Annotated in this window: 24 protein-coding genes; 18 read left to right on the top strand and 6 right to left on the bottom strand. The window is 63.9% G+C overall.

Going from position 1 to position 17,098, the window contains the following annotated elements; translation table 11 throughout:
• Positions 1-41: 41 nt before the first annotated feature.
• From rpsH to map, 9 genes are all read left to right on the top strand, one after another.
• Positions 42-440 carry a 30S ribosomal protein S8 gene (rpsH, locus tag AC5RUU_RS01290; protein ID WP_043454616.1) on the top strand — a complete coding sequence of 133 codons (399 nt, stop codon included), beginning with the start codon at positions 42-44 and terminating at the stop codon, positions 438-440.
• Positions 441-458: 18 nt separating this feature from the next.
• Complete coding sequence (gene rplF, locus AC5RUU_RS01285) at positions 459-995, top strand: 50S ribosomal protein L6 (RefSeq protein ID WP_009358294.1); 537 nt, start codon at positions 459-461, stop codon at positions 993-995.
• A gap of 2 nt (positions 996-997) precedes the next feature.
• Positions 998-1,381 carry a 50S ribosomal protein L18 gene (rplR, locus tag AC5RUU_RS01280; protein ID WP_133345794.1) on the top strand — a complete coding sequence of 128 codons (384 nt, stop codon included), beginning with the start codon at positions 998-1,000 and terminating at the stop codon, positions 1,379-1,381.
• Entirely contained in the window at positions 1,378-2,094 is a 717-nt protein-coding gene (gene rpsE, locus AC5RUU_RS01275; RefSeq protein WP_133345796.1) for a 30S ribosomal protein S5, read from the top strand. Before rplR ends, rpsE begins: the two co-directional genes overlap by 4 nt.
• A 3-nt stretch (positions 2,095-2,097) precedes the next feature.
• Entirely contained in the window at positions 2,098-2,304 is a 207-nt protein-coding gene (gene rpmD / locus AC5RUU_RS01270) for a 50S ribosomal protein L30 (protein WP_009358731.1), read from the top strand.
• Positions 2,305-2,781 carry a 50S ribosomal protein L15 gene (gene rplO, locus AC5RUU_RS01265; protein ID WP_009358730.1) on the top strand — a complete coding sequence of 159 codons (477 nt, stop codon included), beginning with the start codon at positions 2,305-2,307 and terminating at the stop codon, positions 2,779-2,781.
• 217 nt (positions 2,782-2,998) lie between these two features.
• The gene (gene secY / locus AC5RUU_RS01260) at positions 2,999-4,309 is read left to right on the top strand and encodes a preprotein translocase subunit SecY (protein ID WP_493973409.1); all 1,311 of its coding nucleotides are present in this window, start codon (positions 2,999-3,001) and stop codon (positions 4,307-4,309) included.
• 5 nt (positions 4,310-4,314) lie between these two features.
• Entirely contained in the window at positions 4,315-4,884 is a 570-nt protein-coding gene (locus AC5RUU_RS01255) for an adenylate kinase (protein WP_493973677.1), read from the top strand.
• A gap of 71 nt (positions 4,885-4,955) precedes the next feature.
• Positions 4,956-5,783: a type I methionyl aminopeptidase gene (gene map / locus AC5RUU_RS01250; RefSeq protein ID WP_493973408.1), complete on the top strand. Its 828-nt coding sequence runs from the start codon at positions 4,956-4,958 to the stop codon at positions 5,781-5,783.
• 77 nt (positions 5,784-5,860) lie between these two features.
• On the opposite strand, the gene AC5RUU_RS01245 is transcribed toward map, so the two are convergent.
• Positions 5,861-6,082 carry a helix-turn-helix domain-containing protein gene (locus AC5RUU_RS01245; RefSeq protein ID WP_493973407.1) on the bottom strand — a complete coding sequence of 74 codons (222 nt, stop codon included), beginning with the start codon at positions 6,080-6,082 and terminating at the stop codon, positions 5,861-5,863.
• Positions 6,082-6,573 carry a DUF2975 domain-containing protein gene (locus AC5RUU_RS01240; RefSeq protein WP_493973406.1) on the bottom strand — a complete coding sequence of 164 codons (492 nt, stop codon included), beginning with the start codon at positions 6,571-6,573 and terminating at the stop codon, positions 6,082-6,084. The genes AC5RUU_RS01245 and AC5RUU_RS01240 overlap by 1 nt, the downstream gene beginning before the upstream one ends.
• A 109-nt stretch (positions 6,574-6,682) precedes the next feature.
• Between AC5RUU_RS01240 and AC5RUU_RS01235 the strand changes: the two genes are divergently transcribed.
• The 8 genes from AC5RUU_RS01235 to AC5RUU_RS01200 all read left to right on the top strand — a co-directional run bounded on the left by AC5RUU_RS01235 (position 6,683) and on the right by AC5RUU_RS01200 (position 11,946).
• On the top strand, positions 6,683-7,630 hold the full coding sequence (locus AC5RUU_RS01235) for a P1 family peptidase (RefSeq protein ID WP_493973405.1): 948 nt from the start codon (positions 6,683-6,685) through the stop codon (positions 7,628-7,630).
• A 167-nt stretch (positions 7,631-7,797) separates the two neighbouring features.
• Entirely contained in the window at positions 7,798-8,019 is a 222-nt protein-coding gene (infA, locus tag AC5RUU_RS01230; protein ID WP_009358723.1) for a translation initiation factor IF-1, read from the top strand.
• A gap of 69 nt (positions 8,020-8,088) precedes the next feature.
• On the top strand, positions 8,089-8,202 hold the full coding sequence (rpmJ, locus tag AC5RUU_RS01225) for a 50S ribosomal protein L36 (RefSeq protein WP_009358722.1): 114 nt from the start codon (positions 8,089-8,091) through the stop codon (positions 8,200-8,202).
• 181 nt (positions 8,203-8,383) lie between these two features.
• A complete protein-coding gene (gene rpsM / locus AC5RUU_RS01220; RefSeq protein ID WP_003803743.1) occupies positions 8,384-8,758 on the top strand; it encodes a 30S ribosomal protein S13 in 375 nt (124 codons plus the stop codon).
• A gap of 54 nt (positions 8,759-8,812) precedes the next feature.
• Positions 8,813-9,214, top strand: coding sequence for a 30S ribosomal protein S11 (gene rpsK / locus AC5RUU_RS01215; RefSeq protein ID WP_009358720.1), 402 nt, complete (start codon positions 8,813-8,815; stop codon positions 9,212-9,214).
• Between the two features lie 130 nt (positions 9,215-9,344).
• Positions 9,345-10,355 (top strand): DNA-directed RNA polymerase subunit alpha, encoded by a 1,011-nt coding sequence (locus AC5RUU_RS01210; protein WP_009358719.1) that lies wholly within the window; start codon positions 9,345-9,347, stop codon positions 10,353-10,355.
• Positions 10,356-10,423: 68 nt separating this feature from the next.
• On the top strand, positions 10,424-11,023 hold the full coding sequence (gene rplQ, locus AC5RUU_RS01205; protein ID WP_493973404.1) for a 50S ribosomal protein L17: 600 nt from the start codon (positions 10,424-10,426) through the stop codon (positions 11,021-11,023).
• Positions 11,024-11,055: 32 nt separating this feature from the next.
• A complete protein-coding gene (locus AC5RUU_RS01200; protein WP_493973403.1) occupies positions 11,056-11,946 on the top strand; it encodes a tRNA pseudouridine synthase A in 891 nt (296 codons plus the stop codon).
• Between the two features lie 46 nt (positions 11,947-11,992).
• Here the strand turns inward: AC5RUU_RS01200 and AC5RUU_RS01195 are convergent, their stop codons facing one another.
• Entirely contained in the window at positions 11,993-13,660 is a 1,668-nt protein-coding gene (locus AC5RUU_RS01195; protein WP_493973402.1) for a sensor histidine kinase, read from the bottom strand.
• A gap of 257 nt (positions 13,661-13,917) precedes the next feature.
• Between AC5RUU_RS01195 and AC5RUU_RS01190 the strand changes: the two genes are divergently transcribed.
• Entirely contained in the window at positions 13,918-14,712 is a 795-nt protein-coding gene (locus AC5RUU_RS01190; RefSeq protein ID WP_493973401.1) for a response regulator transcription factor, read from the top strand.
• Here AC5RUU_RS01190 and AC5RUU_RS01185 read toward each other — a convergent pair.
• The 3 genes from AC5RUU_RS01185 to AC5RUU_RS01175 all read right to left on the bottom strand — a co-directional run bounded on the left by AC5RUU_RS01185 (position 14,709) and on the right by AC5RUU_RS01175 (position 17,090).
• The gene (locus AC5RUU_RS01185; protein ID WP_493973400.1) at positions 14,709-15,173 is read right to left on the bottom strand and encodes an Hpt domain-containing protein; all 465 of its coding nucleotides are present in this window, start codon (positions 15,171-15,173) and stop codon (positions 14,709-14,711) included. The two genes, AC5RUU_RS01190 and AC5RUU_RS01185, sit on opposite strands and share 4 nt — an antisense overlap.
• 92 nt (positions 15,174-15,265) lie before the next feature.
• Positions 15,266-16,150 carry a type II secretion system F family protein gene (locus AC5RUU_RS01180; RefSeq protein WP_493973399.1) on the bottom strand — a complete coding sequence of 295 codons (885 nt, stop codon included), beginning with the start codon at positions 16,148-16,150 and terminating at the stop codon, positions 15,266-15,268.
• 7 nt (positions 16,151-16,157) lie between these two features.
• Complete coding sequence (locus tag AC5RUU_RS01175) at positions 16,158-17,090, bottom strand: type II secretion system F family protein (protein WP_493973398.1); 933 nt, start codon at positions 17,088-17,090, stop codon at positions 16,158-16,160.
• Between the last annotated feature and the right edge of the window lie 8 nt (positions 17,091-17,098).

The following is a 17,098-nucleotide window of genomic DNA, read 5'->3' as shown; positions in this document are numbered from 1 at the left end:
CGGACGGCGGAAACCGTTACGAGGAAGGGCAAGAGCCCACCATGACAATGACAGATCCTGTCGCAGACATGCTTACGCGCCTGCGTAACGCAAACTCGGCATACCACGACACCGTGTCTATGCCTTACAGCAAGCTCAAGGCTCGCGTTGCCGACATCCTTAAGGCCGAAGGCTTCATCGCCGGCTGGAAGGAAGAGGACGCAGAGGTCGGCAAGAAGCTGACCCTCGAGCTCAAGTTCGGTCCGAACCGCGAGCGTTCCATCGCCGGTGTTCGCCGCATCTCCAAGCCGGGTCTCCGCGTTTACGCGAAGTCCACCAACCTGCCGCACGTGCTGGGTGGCCTGGGTATCGCAATCCTGTCCACCTCTTCCGGCCTCCTGACTGACAAGCAGGCCGGCAAGAAGGGCGTGGGCGGCGAAGTCCTCGCGTACGTCTGGTAACGGGAAAGGAAGAGAATAATGTCACGTATTGGACGTCTCCCCATCACCGTTCCTGCCGGCGTTGAGGTCAAGGTTGACGGCTCTGTCGTCAGCGTCAAGGGTTCCAAGGGCGAACTGAGCCACACTGTGGCCAGCCCCATCGAGGTTGCCCTGGAAGACAACACCCTGACCGTCACCCGCCCGAACGACGAGCGCGCCTCCCGTTCGCTCCACGGCCTGACCCGCACCCTGATCGCCAACATGATCCAGGGCGTCACCGCAGGCTACGAGAAAAAGCTTGAAATCGTCGGTACCGGTTACCGCGTTCAGGCCAAGGGATCTGACCTGGAGTTCGCTCTGGGCTTCAGCCACCCGGTCAACGTGTCGGCTCCTGCCGGCATCACCTTTGCAGTAGAGGGACCGACCAAGCTCTCTGTCTCTGGCATCAACAAGCAGCAGGTCGGCGAAGTTGCTGCCAACATCCGCAAGCTGCGGAAGCCTGACCCGTACAAGGGCAAGGGCATCCGTTACGCCGGCGAAGTTATCCGCCGCAAGGTCGGAAAGGCTGGTAAGTAACCATGGCCATCGCCATAAACAAGAAGCGCACGAACAAGAGCAAGGCTGCTGCCCGCAGCCGTCGCCAGCTTCGTATCCGCAAGCGCATTGCAGGAACGGCCGTTCGCCCCCGCCTGGTGGTCAACCGGTCCGCCCGCCACGTATTTGTCCAGGTTGTCGATGACAGCATTGGCCAGACCGTAGCAAGCGCGTCCACTCTGGAAGCCGACCTCCGTGCATTCGACGGTGACAAGACCGCCAAGGCCAAGCGCGTTGGTGAGCTCGTTGCCGAGCGTGCCAAGGCTGCCGGCGTCGAGGCAGTTGTCTTCGACCGCGGTGGTAACAAGTACCACGGCCGGATTGCCGCCGTCGCTGACGGTGCACGCGAAGGTGGGCTGTCACTGTGACTGAAGCAAACAAGGAAAAGGACACTGTGTCTGCAGATCAGAAGGCTCCCGAAGCCGCAGCTGCTGAGACCACTGCCCCCGCTGCCGACGACCGCCGTGGTGGCGCCCGTCGCGGCGAGCGTGGCGACCGCGGCCAGGGCCGCGGCGACCGCGGTGGCCGTGGCGGCCGCGACGGTGGCCGTGAAGCCGAAAAGAACCAGTTCGTAGAGCGCGTTGTCACCATCAACCGCGTTTCCAAGGTGGTCAAGGGTGGTCGTCGCTTCAGCTTCACCGCGCTGGTCGTCGTTGGTGACGGTAACGGCATGGTCGGCGTGGGCTACGGCAAGGCCAAGGAAGTTCCCGCTGCTATCGCCAAGGGCGTTGAAGAGGCCAAGAAGTCTTTCTTCCGCGTTCCGCGCGTCGGCAACACCATCCCGCACCGCGTTCAAGGTGAAGCCGCTGCCGGCGTCGTAATGCTGCGTCCGGCTTCCGCCGGTACCGGTGTTATCGCCGGTGGTCCGGTCCGTGCAGTACTGGAGTGCGTGGGCATCCACGACATCCTCTCCAAGTCGCTCGGTTCCTCCAACGCCATCAACATCGTCCACGCGACCGTTGATGCCCTGAAGCGCCTCGAAGAGCCGGCATCCGTGGCAGCACGCCGCGGCCTGCCGCTGGACGAGATCGCTCCGCAGGCACTGGTGAAGGCCCTCCTGGCTCCGAAGGCAGGTGTCTAGGTTATGGCTAAGAACCTGGTCCCCTCCGACGCACAGTTGGAGATCACTCAGATCAAGTCCGCCATTGGCGGCAAGCAGAACCAGCGCGACACCCTGCGTTCCCTCGGCCTGAAGCGGATCGGACACACCGTTGTCCGCACCGCCGACGCCGTGACCGTCGGGATGCTCAACACGGTTCCGCACCTGGTAAAGGTAGAGGAGGCGAAGTAAATGGCAGAGAACGAAAAGGCTCAGGCTGAAAAGCAGAACGCCCTGAAGGTTCACCACCTGCGTCCCGCCCCGGGTGCAAAGACCGCCAAGACCCGTGTTGGTCGTGGTGAGGCATCCAAGGGTAAGACCGCTGGTCGCGGTACCAAGGGTACGGCAGCCCGCTACCAGGTGAAGGCTGGCTTTGCCGGCGGCCAGCTGCCGCTGCACATGCGCCTGCCCAAGCTGCGCGGCTTCAAGAACCCGTTCCGGGTGGAGTTCCAGGTTGTAAACCTGGACAAGCTCAACGAGCTGTTCCCGGAAGGTGGCACTGTCACCGTGGAGAACCTGGTCGAAAAGGGTGCCGTTCGCAAGAACCAGCCCGTCAAGGTGCTCGGCACCGGTGACATCACCGTCAAGGTTGACGTCACCGCCCACGCATTCTCGGCCAGCGCCGCTGAAAAGATCGCAGCAGCAGGCGGAAGCACCACCGCTCTCTAGAGCCGGTGGGCGCCACGCCCGTTGTTCAACTCCCGGTGACCGGGGCCTACGCCCTGGTCGCCGGGAGTTTTTCACATCCACACGCCGTATTTTTCCCGCCATCCGGCGCTGGAGCACTTCCGCGGATTGTTCGCATGGCGCATAGAACCGTTAGACTCGGTTGTTGGGATTTATCGAGCCCCATCACACCACTCTTACAAACACCACAGGAGGACGCTTGCTTAGCGCATTTGGCCGGGCCTTTCGCACGCCTGATCTGCGACGCAAGTTGTTGTTCACGCTGGGAATCATCACCATCTTCCGCTTGGGTGCTTTCATTCCCTCGCCTGGTGTGGACTACCAGAATGTCCAGCAATGTTTGCAGAACGGTCAGACGGCAGGCGGGCTGTACCAGCTCGTGAACCTGTTCAGCGGCGGCGCGTTGCTCCAGGTGTCCATCTTCGCCCTGGGCATCATGCCGTACATCACGGCCAGCATCATCGTCCAGCTCCTCCGGGTGGTCATTCCCCGGTTCCAGCAGCTGTACGAAGAAGGCGCTTCGGGCCAGTCCAAGCTGACCCAGTACACGCGCTACCTCACCATCGCCCTGGGCCTGCTCAATGCCACCACGCTGGTGTCCCTGGCACGGTCCGGGCAGCTTCTCCCGGGCTGCAACCTGCCGATCATCCCTGATGACAGCATCATCACCACCATCCTGCTCATCATCACCCTGACGGCCGGCACCGGCCTGATTATGTGGATGGGCGAACTTGTCACCGAGAAGGGGGTGGGCAACGGCATGTCCCTGCTCATCTTCACCTCCATCGCGGCAACGTTCCCCACCTCCCTGGGTGCCATCTGGACCTCGCAGGGACCGGCCACGTTCTTCACCGTCCTCGCGGTGGGTCTGCTGACAGTGGCACTGGTGGTCTTCGTGGAGCAGTCCCAGCGCCGCGTCCCGGTGCAGTACGCCAAGCGGATGATCGGACGCCGCACTGTTGGCGGCACCAGCACCTACATCCCCATCAAGGTCAACATGGCCGGTGTCATCCCGGTGATCTTCGCTTCCTCCATGCTCTACCTGCCCGGCCTGATTGCCCAGTTCAACCAGCCCGCGCAAGGCGAGCAGCTCCAGCCGTGGGTCGAATGGATCAACAACAACCTGGTCCGCGGCGACCAGCCGATCTATATGGTTCTGTACTTCGCCATGATCGTGTTCTTTACCTACTTCTATGTCGCGATCACCTTCAACCCTGAAGAAGTGTCGGACAACATGAAGAAGTACGGCGGCTTCATTCCAGGTATCCGCGCCGGCAAACCGACCGCTGACTACCTGCAGTACGTGCTCTCCCGGATCACCCTGCCCGGCGCCCTTTACCTGGGTTTCGTGGCACTGATTCCGCTGGTGGCGCTGGTACTGATCAACGCGAACCAGAACTTCCCGTTCGGTGGCACCTCGATCCTGATCATGGTGGGCGTTGGTCTGGAGACCGTCAAGCAAATTGATGCGCAGCTACAACAACGTCACTACGAAGGGCTTTTGCGATGACGAGAATGCTGATTATTGGACCTCCCGGTTCCGGAAAAGGAACGCAGGCGGAGCGGATCTCAGAGCGCCTCGGCGTTGTGGCCATCTCCACCGGTGATATCTTCCGTGCGAATGTAAAGGGCGAGACGCCCCTTGGCATCGAGGCCAAGAAGTACATGGACAACGGGGACTTTGTTCCGGACAGCGTGACCAACAAGATGGTTCGCGACCGCCTCAGCGAGGCCGACGTCGAAAGCGGCTTCCTGCTGGACGGCTACCCCCGCACCACCGCGCAGGTGGACTACCTTGACGAAATTCTTGCCAAGGGCGAGGAGAAGCTCGACGTCGTCCTGCAGCTCACTGCCGACGATGAGGAACTGGTTCACCGCCTCCTGGGCCGGGCCAAGGAAACGGGCCGGAGCGACGACAACGAAGCCGTCATCCGCCACCGCCTGGACCTGTACCACGAGCAGACCGAAGCTGTGGTGGCAAAGTATGCCGAGCGCGGCATCCTTACCCAGGTTGACGGCATCGGCCCGATCGACGACGTGACCGACCGCGTGATGCAGGCCATCAAGGCGGCACAGGCAGCCTGATTCAAGGCACCGGTTTTTAGAGGCTCCTCCCGGAACAGGGGAGGAGCCTCAGCCATTTGAAAGGACACACCATGGGTTTCCGCCAGCCCCGCATCGAACTCAAGAACAACGCCCAGATGCGCACCATGCACGAGGCCGGATTGGTCCTGAGCCGCGCCCTGGATGCCGCGGTTGCCGCGGCCGTTCCGGGAGTTACCACCAAGCACCTCGACGATGTCTTCGCGGCCGTGCTCAACGAGGCCCGTGCCAAGTCCAACTTCCTGGGCTACCACGGCTTCCCGGCCACCATCTGCACCTCGGTCAATGAGGAAGTGGTTCACGGAATTCCGGGCAGCCGGGTGCTGCAGGACGGCGACATCATCTCTATCGACGGCGGTGCCATCGTAAACGGCTGGCACTCCGACTCTGCGCGGACCGTCATTGTGGGGACGGCCGATCCGGAAGACCAGCGGCTTTCCGACGTCACCCGCGCTGCCATGTGGCGGGGTATCGCGGCACTGGCCACCGGCACCCACGTGGGCGACATCGGCGCCGCCATCGACGACTACGTCTCTTCCGTGCCGGGCAAGCCGCTCGGCATCCTGGAGGACTATGTTGGGCACGGCATCGGCTCCGAGATGCACATGGCACCGGACGTCCTCAACTACCGTACGAGCCATCGCGGCCCCAGGATCAAGCCCGGTCTGTGCCTGGCGATCGAACCAATGCTGGTTCGTGGCGGCATCGAGACCGCCGTGCTGGAGGACGACTGGACCGTTGTCACCACCGACGGCAAGCGTTCCTGCCAGTGGGAGCATTCCGTGGCGGTGCACGAAAAGGGCATCTGGGTGCTGTCGGCGCCCGACGGCGGTGCGGAGCACCTTGTGCCCCTCGGAGTCACCCCCGTGCCCATTCCCTAGCCCATGTAGGTAGCAGTAAGTGTCGTTTTGGAACCGCATAATGACATGTGCTGCTACCTAGTTGGGGGAGCGGGCGGCTACTCGTCCGGCGGGCCGTCCGGTTCCCACCGCAGCAGGTCGCCGGGCTGGCATTCCAGCACTTCACACAGCGCCTCGAGCGTCGTGAACCGCACGGCCTTCGCGCGGCCGTTCTTTAGCACGGCCAGGTTGGCCGGGGTGATCCCCACTTTCTCTGCCAGTACGCCAACAGGCATCTTGCGCTTGGCCAGCAGCACGTCGATGTCGACGACGATTGCCATCAGATCACCTCATCGAGTTCGTCGCGCAGGTGCTTGGCCTCGGCGTCGCGGGCCACCGCCTGGGCCAGAAGGGTGCGGAGCACCAGCACGATCAGTGCAACGCCGCCGATCATCAGGGCGGCACCGCAGATCAGCATCACGATGCCCGGCGCGACTTCTCCCGGTGCCAGCAGCACGGCGATCCCGAACACGAGCACGGCCGCGGCGGCGATAGCGCCGAAGATGATGTCCACGTATCGGAAGGCGCCGTGCGAGAACACTGTCCCGTGCCGGACCATGGTCAGCAGCCGCCAGACGCACACCGCGGTGACCTGCACGCAGAGAATTCCCAGGACCACAATGGCAAGCAGCGCAATGCGTGGCCCGTCCGGAGCTCCCGCTTCCTGCAGGTCGACGGACACCAGCGGCACCATCCACACCTGGACGAACAGTGAACCTGCCAGAACCAGCGCGATAACGATGCGCAGTGCGAGGACGGCCAGCTTTCCCATGAAAATCTCCTTTATCGGCTAACAGTGGAATTCTATCGAGTTTCAATAGATTAAGTAAATGCGGGCCTGGCTGCGGCGGCAACGGCAGGCCTGCGGGGAGAATGGGGCCATGGGATCGCTGACTGACGTACCCGGCATCCGGGTGGGACACGTCCAGAAGACAGACGCGGGCTGGCTGACCGGAGTAACGGTCGTCCTGCCGCCGCCCGGCACGGTTGGTTCGGTGGACGTCCAGGGCGGCGGACCTGCCACCCACGAGACGGACGCCCTGGACCCCACCAGCCTTGTCAGCGGGGTGGACGCGGTAGTGCTCACCGGCGGCAGTGCGTACGGCCTCGCCGCCGCCGGCGGTGCGCAACGGTGGTGCGAGGAAAACGGCCGCGGTTTTGCCGTGCCCGGGGGAGTGGTGCCCATCGTCCCGGCTGCCGCGATCTTCGACCTTGGCCGCGGCGGCGACTTTTCCGCCCGTCCGACGCCGGACATGGGCTACGCCGCGACGGCCGCCGCTGCTGCGCAAGAGGAAGGGCACGACGTCGGGCGCGGCAACGTCGGCGCCGGCACCGGAGCACTTATCGGACGCACATACAAAGGCGGAGTGGGGACAGCCGCTGCCGCGCTGGACAGCGGAGTGGTTGTGGGGGCGCTGGTGGTGGTGAATGCCCTCGGCCTGCCGTTCGTCGAGCACTCGGTGCTTGAGGAGTCGGTGGTTGAGCCTCCACACCGGCCGCCGCTCAACACCACCCTCGTTGTCGTCGCGACCAATGCCGTGCTCGACGTTGCCGAATGCAAGAGGACAGCTTCGGCTTCGCATGCCGGAATCTCCCGGGCGTTGAATCCCAGCCACACACTCGCTGACGGAGACACTGTTTTCTGCATTGCCACCGGAGCCCTGGCACTCGACCGCAGCGACGAAACTGCACGGCAGGCCGGCCTTGTGGCGCTGCAAAGCGCCGCAGCCGACGTCGTACGCCTGGCCATCCTGGACGGAGTGGCCAGCGCGGAAGCCGTGGCCACTCCTGCCGGGAACTATGGTGCGTACGGCGGGCGGATGCGCTAGCATGGCTGGATTTAACTTTCCCGGCCCAATGGCGTAGTGTTGCTTGTTGGTTGTCTGGACTGCCGTGCCCTTTGGGCCCTGGAGCGGGCAACTGAACCAACAAAAACGTTCGTGGCAATGCCCGGTGCAATCCGGCAGGGCTGCGGCAAGAACAGTTAGCGGAGGGTATGGCCAAGAAGGACGGGGTCATTGAGATCGAAGGCGTTGTGACCGAGGCGCTGCCTAACGCGATGTTTCGCGTTGAGCTCACCAACAAGCACATCGTTCTGGCACACATCTCTGGAAAGATGCGTCAGCACTACATCCGAATCCTCCCCGAGGACCGCGTAGTGGTGGAGCTGAGCCCGTACGACCTCACGCGTGGTCGTATCGTCTACCGCTACAAGTAAATTGCTGGGCGGCGTCAGTGTGAGCTGAACGCTGCTCCAGTTGACCACTGCTACACGCAAAGGAATGCCATGAAGGTCAAGCCGAGCGTCAAGCAGATCTGCGAAAAGTGCAAAGTGATCCGCCGTAATGGCCGGGTCATGGTGATCTGCGAGAACCCGCGCCACAAGCAGCGCCAGGGCTAATTCCCTTTCCTGGGAATCCTGGGTTGCTAACCCACGCAAGTAAATAAAGGCAGCACAAGCTGATCTGGAACATTGAGTTCGAAAGAGTCCGGACAGCTAACCCCCGGTCGGAGGCTGGGGCCGCACAGAAGTGCGGGTGTACTGCCTACGACCTCCGGTTTATTCAAGGAGTACTGCCACTATGGCTCGTCTCGCTGGCGTAGACATTCCCCGCGAAAAGCGGCTGGAAATTGCGCTTACTTACATCTACGGCGTGGGCAAGACCCGTGCACACGAAACCCTGGCTGCCACTGGCATCAGCGCCGACGTTCGCGTCAAGGACCTGACTGATGCACAGCTGGTTGAACTGCGTGACTACATTGAAGGCAACTACAAGGTTGAGGGTGACCTTCGCCGCGAAGTAGCAGCTGACATCCGCCGCAAGGTTGAAATCGGCAGCTACGAAGGCCTGCGCCACCGCAAGGGCCTGCCCGTACGCGGCCAGCGTACGAAGACCAACGCCCGTACCCGCAAGGGCCCGAAGCGTACCGTCGCCGGCAAGAAGAAGGCCCGTTAAGATCCCGTCCGGGATTAACGGAGCTTTCCCCAATAACTTTCTGTAGGAGAAAAAATGCCCCCGAAGACTCGTGGCGCGGTCCGCAAGCCGCGTAAGAAGGACAAGAAGAATATCGCGCTTGGCCAGGCGCACATCAAGAGCACCTTTAACAACACCATCGTTTCCATCACGGATCCGACCGGCGCTGTTATTTCCTGGGCTTCCTCTGGTGAGGTTGGCTTCAAGGGCTCGCGCAAGTCCACCCCGTTCGCTGCCCAGATGGCAGCCGAAGCTGCTGCCAAGCGTGCGCAGGAGCACGGCATGCGCAAGGTAGACGTTTTCGTCAAGGGACCGGGTTCCGGACGCGAAACCGCAATCCGTTCGCTGCAGGCCGCAGGCCTTGAGGTTGGCTCCATCCAGGATGTCACCCCCGCAGCCCACAACGGCTGCCGCCCGCCGAAGCGCCGCCGCGTCTAATTCTTTTCCGCAGCAGGAGCTTGCCCGGACCAGCAATGGTCCGGGCAAGCCCAGCGCGTTAAGTCTTCAGACCGAATTTCCACCACCTGTGTTGCGTCATATAGCGGATGCTCGCCGAAAGGAAACCTAAGTGCTCATTGCACAGCGCCCCACCCTCTCCGAAGAGGTCGTCTCCGAAAACCGTTCGCGTTTCGTCATTGAACCGCTGGAACCGGGCTTCGGCTACACCCTCGGAAACTCCCTCCGCCGTACCCTGCTCTCCTCCATCCCCGGTGCTGCCGTAACCAGCATCCGGATCGATGGCGTGCTGCACGAGTTCACCACGGTTCCGGGTGTCAAGGAAGATGTCACCGAGATCATCCTGAACATCAAGAACCTCTCGGTTTCCTCCGAGCACGACGAGCCTGTTGTGGCTTACCTGCGCAAGCAGGGTCCCGGAGTCGTCACCGCCGCGGACATCGCTCCGCCGGCCGGCGTCGAATTCCACAACCCGGATCTGCACATCGCCACGCTGAACTCGAAGGGCAAGTTCGAGCTCGAACTCACCATCGAGCGCGGCCGCGGCTACGTTTCGGCAGCTCAGAACAAGTCCGGCGACGCAGAGATCGGCCGCATTCCGGTCGACTCCATCTACTCGCCGGTGCTGAAGGTTACTTTCCGCGTGGAAGCAACCCGTGTTGAGCAGCGCACCGACTTCGACAAGCTGATTGTCGACGTCGAGACCAAGCAGGCCATCGCTCCGCGCGATGCCGTGGCTTCCGCAGGCACCACCCTGGTGGAACTGTTCGGTCTGGCCCGTGAGCTGAACACCGCAGCTGAAGGTATCGAGATCGGCCCGTCGCCCACCGACGCTGCCCTGGCAGCTGACATGGCTCTGCCGATCGAGGATCTGGATCTCACCGTCCGTTCCTACAACTGCCTCAAGCGTGAGGGCATCCACACCGTGGGTGAACTCGTTGCCCGCTCCGAGGCTGACCTGATGGACATCCGCAACTTTGGTGCAAAGTCCATTGACGAGGTCAAGGCAAAGCTGGTTGAACTGGGCCTGTCCCTCAAGGACTCGCCTCCCGGTTTTGACCTCGCAGCACGCGCCGCAGCAATCGAAGAGGACGACGCCGCCTTCGGCGACGACGAACTCTAAACCAGACCTTGGCCGGCGGGCAGCACCATGGTGTGCGGCCCACGGCTTCCACATGAGGAGAAACAATTATGCCTACCCCCACTAAGGGTCCGCGCCTCGGAGGCGGCCCGGCTCACGAGCGCCTCATGCTCGCGAACCTGGCTTCTTCCCTGTTCGAGCACAAGCGGATCACCACCACCGTGACCAAGGCCAAGCGCCTGAAGCCGTACGCAGAGCGCCTGGTGACCTTCGCCAAGCGTGGCGACCTGGCTTCCCGCCGCCGCGTCCTGGGCCTGATCAGCAACAAGGGCGTTGTCCACGAGCTGTTCACCGACATTGCCCAGGCAGTGGAGAACCGCGACGGCGGCTACACCCGCATCACCAAGATCGGCAACCGCAAGGGCGACAACGCTCCCATGGCTGTCATCGAACTGGTTCTCGAGCCCGTTTCCGCCAAGCAGGCCGTTGTGGCCGAGGCGACCGCGGCCGCCAAGCGCGACGCTGACAAGGCTGCTCCGGCCGCCGCGGAAGCTCCCGAGGCTGAGGTTGCCGAGGCCCCTGCAGCCAAGGAGACCACCGAGGCTCCTGCCGCTGAAGAGGCTGCAACCGAAGAGGCCGTTTCCGAAGAGGCTCCGGCCGCTGAAGAAGCAGCCGAAGCTCCGGCTGCCGAGGAGAAGGACGCGAAGTAATTCGCTGACCTGCTTCGCATAGACTTGAGTCTATGAACGACCAAAAACCCGCGGCCCCCGCTTTAGGGGGCGGCGGGTTTTTGCGTATCCGGCTTGATCTTTCATACGACGGCGGCCCCTTCAGCGGGTGGGCGGTGCAGCCGGGCCTCCGCACAGTCCAGGGCGTCCTGGAGGAAGCGCTGCAGCTGCTGGTCCGCCGCCCGGTCCGCGTCACCGTCGCCGGCCGGACCGATGCCGGCGTGCACGCCCGCGGCCAGGTGGTCCACCTGGACCTTACCGAAGCCGAGTGGCTGGGACTGGCCCGCGGGCACGAACTTGACCCCGCCGTCGCCATGATGCGCCGGATCCGCGGAGCCCTGAACCGCGTGCTCGGAGACCTGCACGGCGCCGTCGAGGTGCACCGCGCAGCCCCCGCACCGGAAGGTTTTGATGCCCGTTTCTCGGCGCTCTGGCGGCGCTACAGCTACCGGATTGCAGACGGCCCCGCCCTGTGGGATCCGCTGGGCCGTTACTCCACGCTGTGGCACAAGAACCAGCTGGATGTTGCCCTGCTGAACGAGGGCGCCGCACAATTGCTGGGGCTGCAGAACTTCCTGGCCTTCTGCAAACCGCGCGAGGGTGCCACCACCATCCGCGACCTGCAGCGCTTCGAGTTCGCCCGCGGGGAGGACGGCGTCATCGTTGCCACCGTCCAGGCCGACGCGTTCTGCCACAACATGGTCCGCGCCCTCGTAGGCTCGGCGCTGTATGTGGGCGAGGGCGTGGTGGAGCCCGGCTGGCTCCATGAACGGCTGCTCGCCAGGAAACGTGACGCGAAATCCGTGCTTGCCGCGCCGCACCCGCTTGTCCTCGAGGAAGTGGCCTACCCGTCCGACGCCGAGCTGCTGGCCCGTGCAGAGCTCACCAGGGCGCTGCGGGAGTAGTCCCAGTCGCCACCAAGGCCAGGGAATAGTACGGCCGCGTGCCCAGTCAAAATGACGGCGGGGGCCCTTCCGCGGGCAGGGTGAGCGTGAAGGTGCTGCCTTTGCCCTGGCCGCTGACGCAGGTGATGGTGCCGCCGTGGCGTTCCACGATCATCTTGGTGATGGAGAGCCCCAGCCCCGCGCCGGGAATGGCGGCGTCCCGGGCAGCATCGGTGCGGAAGAAGCGCCGGAAAACCCGTCCGGCGTCGTCGCTGCTCATGCCCATCCCGGTGTCGCTGACGCTGAGTTGCACCCAGTTGCTGCCGGCGCTGGCGCTGATGCTCACCTGTCCGCCGTCGGGGGAGTACTTGATCGCGTTTGACAGCAGGTTGTCGAGGGCCTGGCCGATCCTGATGGGATCCGCATAGGCCCAAAGGGGCGACGGAACGTCCGCGGTGAGCTCGATGTGTGCCTGCTCGGCCTGCGCCTGCGCCGAGCCCATGCTCGTTTCCACCAGGCTGGCCAGGTCCGTGCGCTTCGGGTGCACATTCAGGGCAGTGGACGCCGAAGCCGTGAGGTCCGAGACGAGGGCCAGCAGACGCTCTGCATTGCGCTGCACCACGGTGAGGCGCCGTTCCACCTGCGGCGGGAGGCCTGCGACATCGTCAAGCACCAGGTCCACGTTGCCGATGATGGAGTTCAGCGGCGTCTTGAACTCGTGTGAAACGTTGGAGATCAGCTCCTGGTGTGCTGCCAGAGCCTCCACCCAGCCGGTGACGTCGCTGTACACCACCACTGCCCCGGTGAGGCTGCCGTCCTCGCCGACCAGCGGGCGGGCAGCCGTGGACAGGGCCCGCAGTCCGGGTTCCTCGCCTGCCCAGACCAGGTAGTCCGCGAAGGATTCGCCGGCCATGGCCCGGCTGATGGGGCGCTTTTCGGGCGGCACCAGGGTGCGTTTGTCGGGGCCGAAAATCAGCTGGTGGCCCTGCCCGGGGGCAGCGTCGTCGGCACCCGTTGCCCGGCGGAAGTTCCGCTGCCGGTCGTTGGAGACTAAGAAGCGCCCGGAAGGGTCGACGGCGGCAATGCCTACGTCGGTGGCGTCCAGGACCGTCTCCAGCAGCTTCTCCCGTTCCCGGCTTTCGTGCAGGAGTTGCCGGAGTTCGCGGTCCTTCTCGGCAAGCTCGCGCTGCTGCAGGCGAAGGTTCATACTCGCGAACCGGATGGCCAGCGACACGGCCAGCATCATCAGCGGGAAGAGGACAACCGTGGTGACATCCGAGGCCGTGAGGTTTGGGAACCGTCCTGCCACCGGGGGCAGCATGATGAGCAGTGGGCCGGTGAAGCTGAGCACCAGGCTGCTGCGCGCCAGCATCCCCGAGGCCGAGAGCCAAATCACCGGGAACACCACCAGCACCGCGAGTCCGGGGAGGAGCGGGGCAGCGCCGTTGCGCAACAGCCCGATCGCAAGGAAATCCAGGACGGGGATCAGGAGGTAGGGGCGCTGCGGCAGGCGCTCCCAGGGAACCAGGAGGCAGGCTCCGAACAGGACGGCATGCAGGACGATGCCGGACATGTAGAAAGGATTATGCAGAAGCGTTGGCCAGGCGAACGGCGTGGCAACGGCCAGCGCAGCCACCACCAGTGCCAGCGGCAGCTGGCACAGTGCCACTTGTGAGCGGGTCCCCAATTCCCGGAAAAGGCGCAGCGGACCGCGCCGGAACAGGGGTTCAGCCATGAAAGCCGTTCCGGCCGCATGGCGCAATGGTCCAGGCACAGTTCTCCCGCGCCGTCGAATTCCTGCAGGTCACCCTCATGCACATCCTTTCCCAGCCGGTAATGCACATGTCTTGTCATGATAATTGACTTTTGAAAATGAGTGCCAAAACAGATAGTGATAAGCCCGGCTTACTTGTAGCGTATAAAGAGTTGGAGCGGATATGGCATTGGCGCTGGGCCAATGGGGGGTCATATCCGCCTGGCACAGGGATAGCAATGGACGACGATCTTGGTGTAGCTGTGGTCATCGAGGACGACGCTGACGTTCGGAACCTCCTGGAGGGGGTTCTGAGCCAGGCCGGCTTCGAAGTCCATACAGCGGTTGACGGGCGGGCCGGGGTTGAGGTGGTCCGCGACAAGCAGGCGAATGTGGTGACATTGGACATCGGCCTGCCGGATATCGACGGGTTTGAGGTTCTCCGGAGGATCCGCCATTTCAGCAACGCCTATGTGGTGATGCTGACGGGCAGGACCGATGAGCCGGACCTGCTCTCAGCGCTGAACGCCGGCGCGGACGACTACATCGCCAAGCCCTTCCGGCCCCGGGAGCTTCGGGCACGGGTTGCGGCGATGATGCGGAGGCCGCGGCACGAAGTGAACGGGCAAAAGCCTGCCCCCGTCGTTTGGGCGTCCGCACCAGCTGCCCCCGCCACGCGGACACAGGGCGTGGCCGTCCTGCAGCACAACGGCCTGCTCCTGAACCACCGGACCAGGACCGTGGAAGTGGACGGCCAGCCGCTGGCACTCACCCGCAGCGAGTTCGACCTGCTCCACGTGCTGCTGAAGGGCGGCGGCGCGGTGTGTACCAGGGCGGATCTGGTCAAGGCAGTTCGCGGCGATTTCTACGACGAGGACACCTACATCAGCGAGGCGGACGAACGCGCCGTCGAGGTCCATATTGGCAACCTGCGGCGCAAGCTCAAGGAGGACCAGTTGCAGCCGCGCTGGCTGCAGACCGTGCGTGGGGTGGGCTACCGGCTGGCACCGGCAAGGCCGTTCGGGAAGGCCTAATCCGCTTGCAGGATGTACGTGGCCTGGAGCTCGGAGATGGTCAGGCCGCCGTCCAAAGCAACGCGCTCCATCAGCAGCTGCCCCTGCCCAAAGTCACCCAGGCGGATGACTGCTTCCAGAAGTTCGGCAAGCTTGGCCAGGCGCATGCCGCCCACCATGGCGGAGCTGATTTTCAGGCTGATGGCTGCATCCAGCGCCGAGTCGCTGTCGTGGCGGTGGACCGCAGCCGCAAGGCGCGAGTAGCGCTGGTCCCACATGGCCGCGTAGTCACGGGCGAACCGCTTGGCGAGCTCGGTGCCGGCTAACTCGTCTTCCAGTTCGTCGAGGACGGCGGCGTCAATGAGCGGCAAGAGCCCGGCCGCTTCCTGTGAGGACGCGGAATGGCTGTGTGCGGTGATCCCGGCGGGCACTGAACCCGCAGCTGGGCCCTCGTTGCTGGAGCCGGAACCTGGACTGTGCATTGTTCAAGGCTACTTCCTGGAATTCTTTCGTTGGCCTATTTCGGGTGAAGCTGTGTAAACCTTGAGCGACTCTTCAGCAGGCCTTTTGGCTTTCATTGGCCGCTGAACGTCATCACGGTGTTGATCACCGCCGGACCGAGAATGGCGATGAAAAGGACCGGGAAGATGAAGAAGAGAAGCGGAAAGAGGATCATCACCGGAAGCTTCATGGCCTTCTCCTCGGCCCGCTGGCGGCGCTTGACGCGCATCACCTTGGCCTGGACGCGGAGCACCCGGCTGATCGCAATGCCATAGGTGTCCGCTTGAACCACTGCCTGGACAAAACTGCGCAGTTCCGGGATGCTGGTCCGCTCCGCCAGTGCTATGTAGGACTCGCGGCGGCTGCGGCCCACCTGCATGTCCTGCAGCGTCCGAACCAGCTCCTCCGCCAGCGGGCCCTTGCCATTCTCGCCCGCCCTGGCCATGGCGCCCTCGAACCCAAGGCCGGCCTCCACCGAGATCAGCATCTGGTCCAGGGTGTTGGCCAGCTCCAGCTGCATGACCTTCTGCCGCTCCTGGCCCTTGCTGTAGAGCAGGAGATCGGGAATGAAATAGCCCAGGAACAGCAGGAACAGCCCCGCCAGTTTCATCAGCGGCGTGCTGCCGGTGGCGCTGAGGTAGATGCCGGCGGCCGCCCCGGCAAAACCGATGGCGAGCTTTGACCCGAGCACCTTGCCCAGGGGCATTGACGCGGGCCGGCCCGCGAGGGCCAGCAGCCGGTCCAGGAAAGCCACGTAGGCGGGCGGGTGGAGCCGCCGGCCGATGCCCTCGAGCAGGCCGGGCTTCGTTACCGGGGCAACGGCCACCGGTGTGGCGCCGCGGGACAGCAAATCGCTGACGGCCAGCCGGCCCTGCCTATCCACGCCCAGGACGGACCAGGCGAGCGCGGCCAAGGGAACACACACCAGCAGGACGGAGAGGAGAACTATCAGGTTCATGGCGTCCTCAGAACTTCAGGTCGATGATCTTGCGCATCCACAGCGCACCGATGGTCATCAGGACAAACGACGCCCCGATCATGGCCCAGCCCAGGGGGTGCGTGAACATGGGGTTCATGTAGTTGGGGCTGACGGACAGCAGCATGGCCACGATGCCGAACGGCATGGCGATCAGGATGTAGGCGGAGAACTTGCCTTCCGCTGCCAGCGCCTTGATGTGGCCCTTGATCTCGCTGCGCTCGCGGATGGTTTCGTTCACCTGGTCCAGGACGTCGGCCAGGTTGCCGCCCACCTCCCGGTTGATCTGGATAGCCTGCGAAATCCAGATGAAGTCCTCGTTCTTCATCCGGTCTGCAGTGTCGTTGAGCGCGGCCAGCAGGTCGCGGCCCAGGCTGGTCTCGGTGATCACCCGCCGCATCTCCTCGGACGTCGGCTTTTGCGACTCGGTGCCCGCGGCGTCAATGGCGCGCAGGATGCTGTGTCCTGCCCGGAGGCCGCCGGAGAGGAGCTGCAGGGTGTCACCGAGTTGGCCGTCGAAGGCCGCCCGGCGTTTCCCGGCCAGGAACCCGAGGACCAGTTTTCCGACAAATGGTGCCAGCAGGGCAAGGAGCAGCCCCACAAGCGGGCCTACAGTGACGGTGCCCACCAGCATGCCGATGACCGCACCGATGCCTACCAGCAGGAAGAATTCTGCCTGGCTCAGGCGGAGCCCGGCGTTCTCAAGCTGCGGACGGGAGAACAAGGTAACCTTCCGTCCGGCGAGGAGCCGTTCGAAGGACCGGACGGCAGAGAGCGCGAACCGCGTCAGCGACGACGGCGGCTCGGCTTCAAAAGGACGACGGCGGTCCAGCGGCACCGCGGGGGCGCCCGGCAGGATCACGGCGACGCCCAGCAGGCACACGGCGGTGAGCAGGATAACAGCTCCGGTTGCGAGGATCACGGCGGCGC

It is taken from the genome of Arthrobacter sp. K4-10C (assembly GCF_059090085.1).
Note: the sequence above shows the minus strand (reverse complement) of the source record. Positions and strands in the feature narration are given on the sequence as shown.

Coding starts and splice junctions, on each gene's coding strand:
- rpsH (WP_043454616.1), top strand. CDS start 42: ATGACAATGACAGATCCTGTCGCAGACATGCTTACGCGCCTGCGTAAC.
- rplF (WP_009358294.1), top strand. CDS start 459: ATGTCACGTATTGGACGTCTCCCCATCACCGTTCCTGCCGGCGTTGAG.
- rplR (WP_133345794.1), top strand. CDS start 998: ATGGCCATCGCCATAAACAAGAAGCGCACGAACAAGAGCAAGGCTGCT.
- rpmD (WP_009358731.1), top strand. CDS start 2,098: ATGGCTAAGAACCTGGTCCCCTCCGACGCACAGTTGGAGATCACTCAG.
- rplO (WP_009358730.1), top strand. CDS start 2,305: ATGGCAGAGAACGAAAAGGCTCAGGCTGAAAAGCAGAACGCCCTGAAG.
- AC5RUU_RS01255 (WP_493973677.1), top strand. CDS start 4,315: ATGCTGATTATTGGACCTCCCGGTTCCGGAAAAGGAACGCAGGCGGAG.
- map (WP_493973408.1), top strand. CDS start 4,956: ATGGGTTTCCGCCAGCCCCGCATCGAACTCAAGAACAACGCCCAGATG.
- AC5RUU_RS01245 (WP_493973407.1), bottom strand. CDS start 6,082: ATGGCAATCGTCGTCGACATCGACGTGCTGCTGGCCAAGCGCAAGATG.
- AC5RUU_RS01240 (WP_493973406.1), bottom strand. CDS start 6,573: ATGGGAAAGCTGGCCGTCCTCGCACTGCGCATCGTTATCGCGCTGGTT.
- AC5RUU_RS01235 (WP_493973405.1), top strand. CDS start 6,683: ATGGGATCGCTGACTGACGTACCCGGCATCCGGGTGGGACACGTCCAG.
- infA (WP_009358723.1), top strand. CDS start 7,798: ATGGCCAAGAAGGACGGGGTCATTGAGATCGAAGGCGTTGTGACCGAG.
- rpmJ (WP_009358722.1), top strand. CDS start 8,089: ATGAAGGTCAAGCCGAGCGTCAAGCAGATCTGCGAAAAGTGCAAAGTG.
- rpsM (WP_003803743.1), top strand. CDS start 8,384: ATGGCTCGTCTCGCTGGCGTAGACATTCCCCGCGAAAAGCGGCTGGAA.
- rpsK (WP_009358720.1), top strand. CDS start 8,813: ATGCCCCCGAAGACTCGTGGCGCGGTCCGCAAGCCGCGTAAGAAGGAC.
- rplQ (WP_493973404.1), top strand. CDS start 10,424: ATGCCTACCCCCACTAAGGGTCCGCGCCTCGGAGGCGGCCCGGCTCAC.
- AC5RUU_RS01200 (WP_493973403.1), top strand. CDS start 11,056: ATGAACGACCAAAAACCCGCGGCCCCCGCTTTAGGGGGCGGCGGGTTT.
- AC5RUU_RS01195 (WP_493973402.1), bottom strand. CDS start 13,660: ATGGCTGAACCCCTGTTCCGGCGCGGTCCGCTGCGCCTTTTCCGGGAA.
- AC5RUU_RS01190 (WP_493973401.1), top strand. CDS start 13,918: ATGGACGACGATCTTGGTGTAGCTGTGGTCATCGAGGACGACGCTGAC.
- AC5RUU_RS01185 (WP_493973400.1), bottom strand. CDS start 15,173: ATGCACAGTCCAGGTTCCGGCTCCAGCAACGAGGGCCCAGCTGCGGGT.
- AC5RUU_RS01180 (WP_493973399.1), bottom strand. CDS start 16,150: ATGAACCTGATAGTTCTCCTCTCCGTCCTGCTGGTGTGTGTTCCCTTG.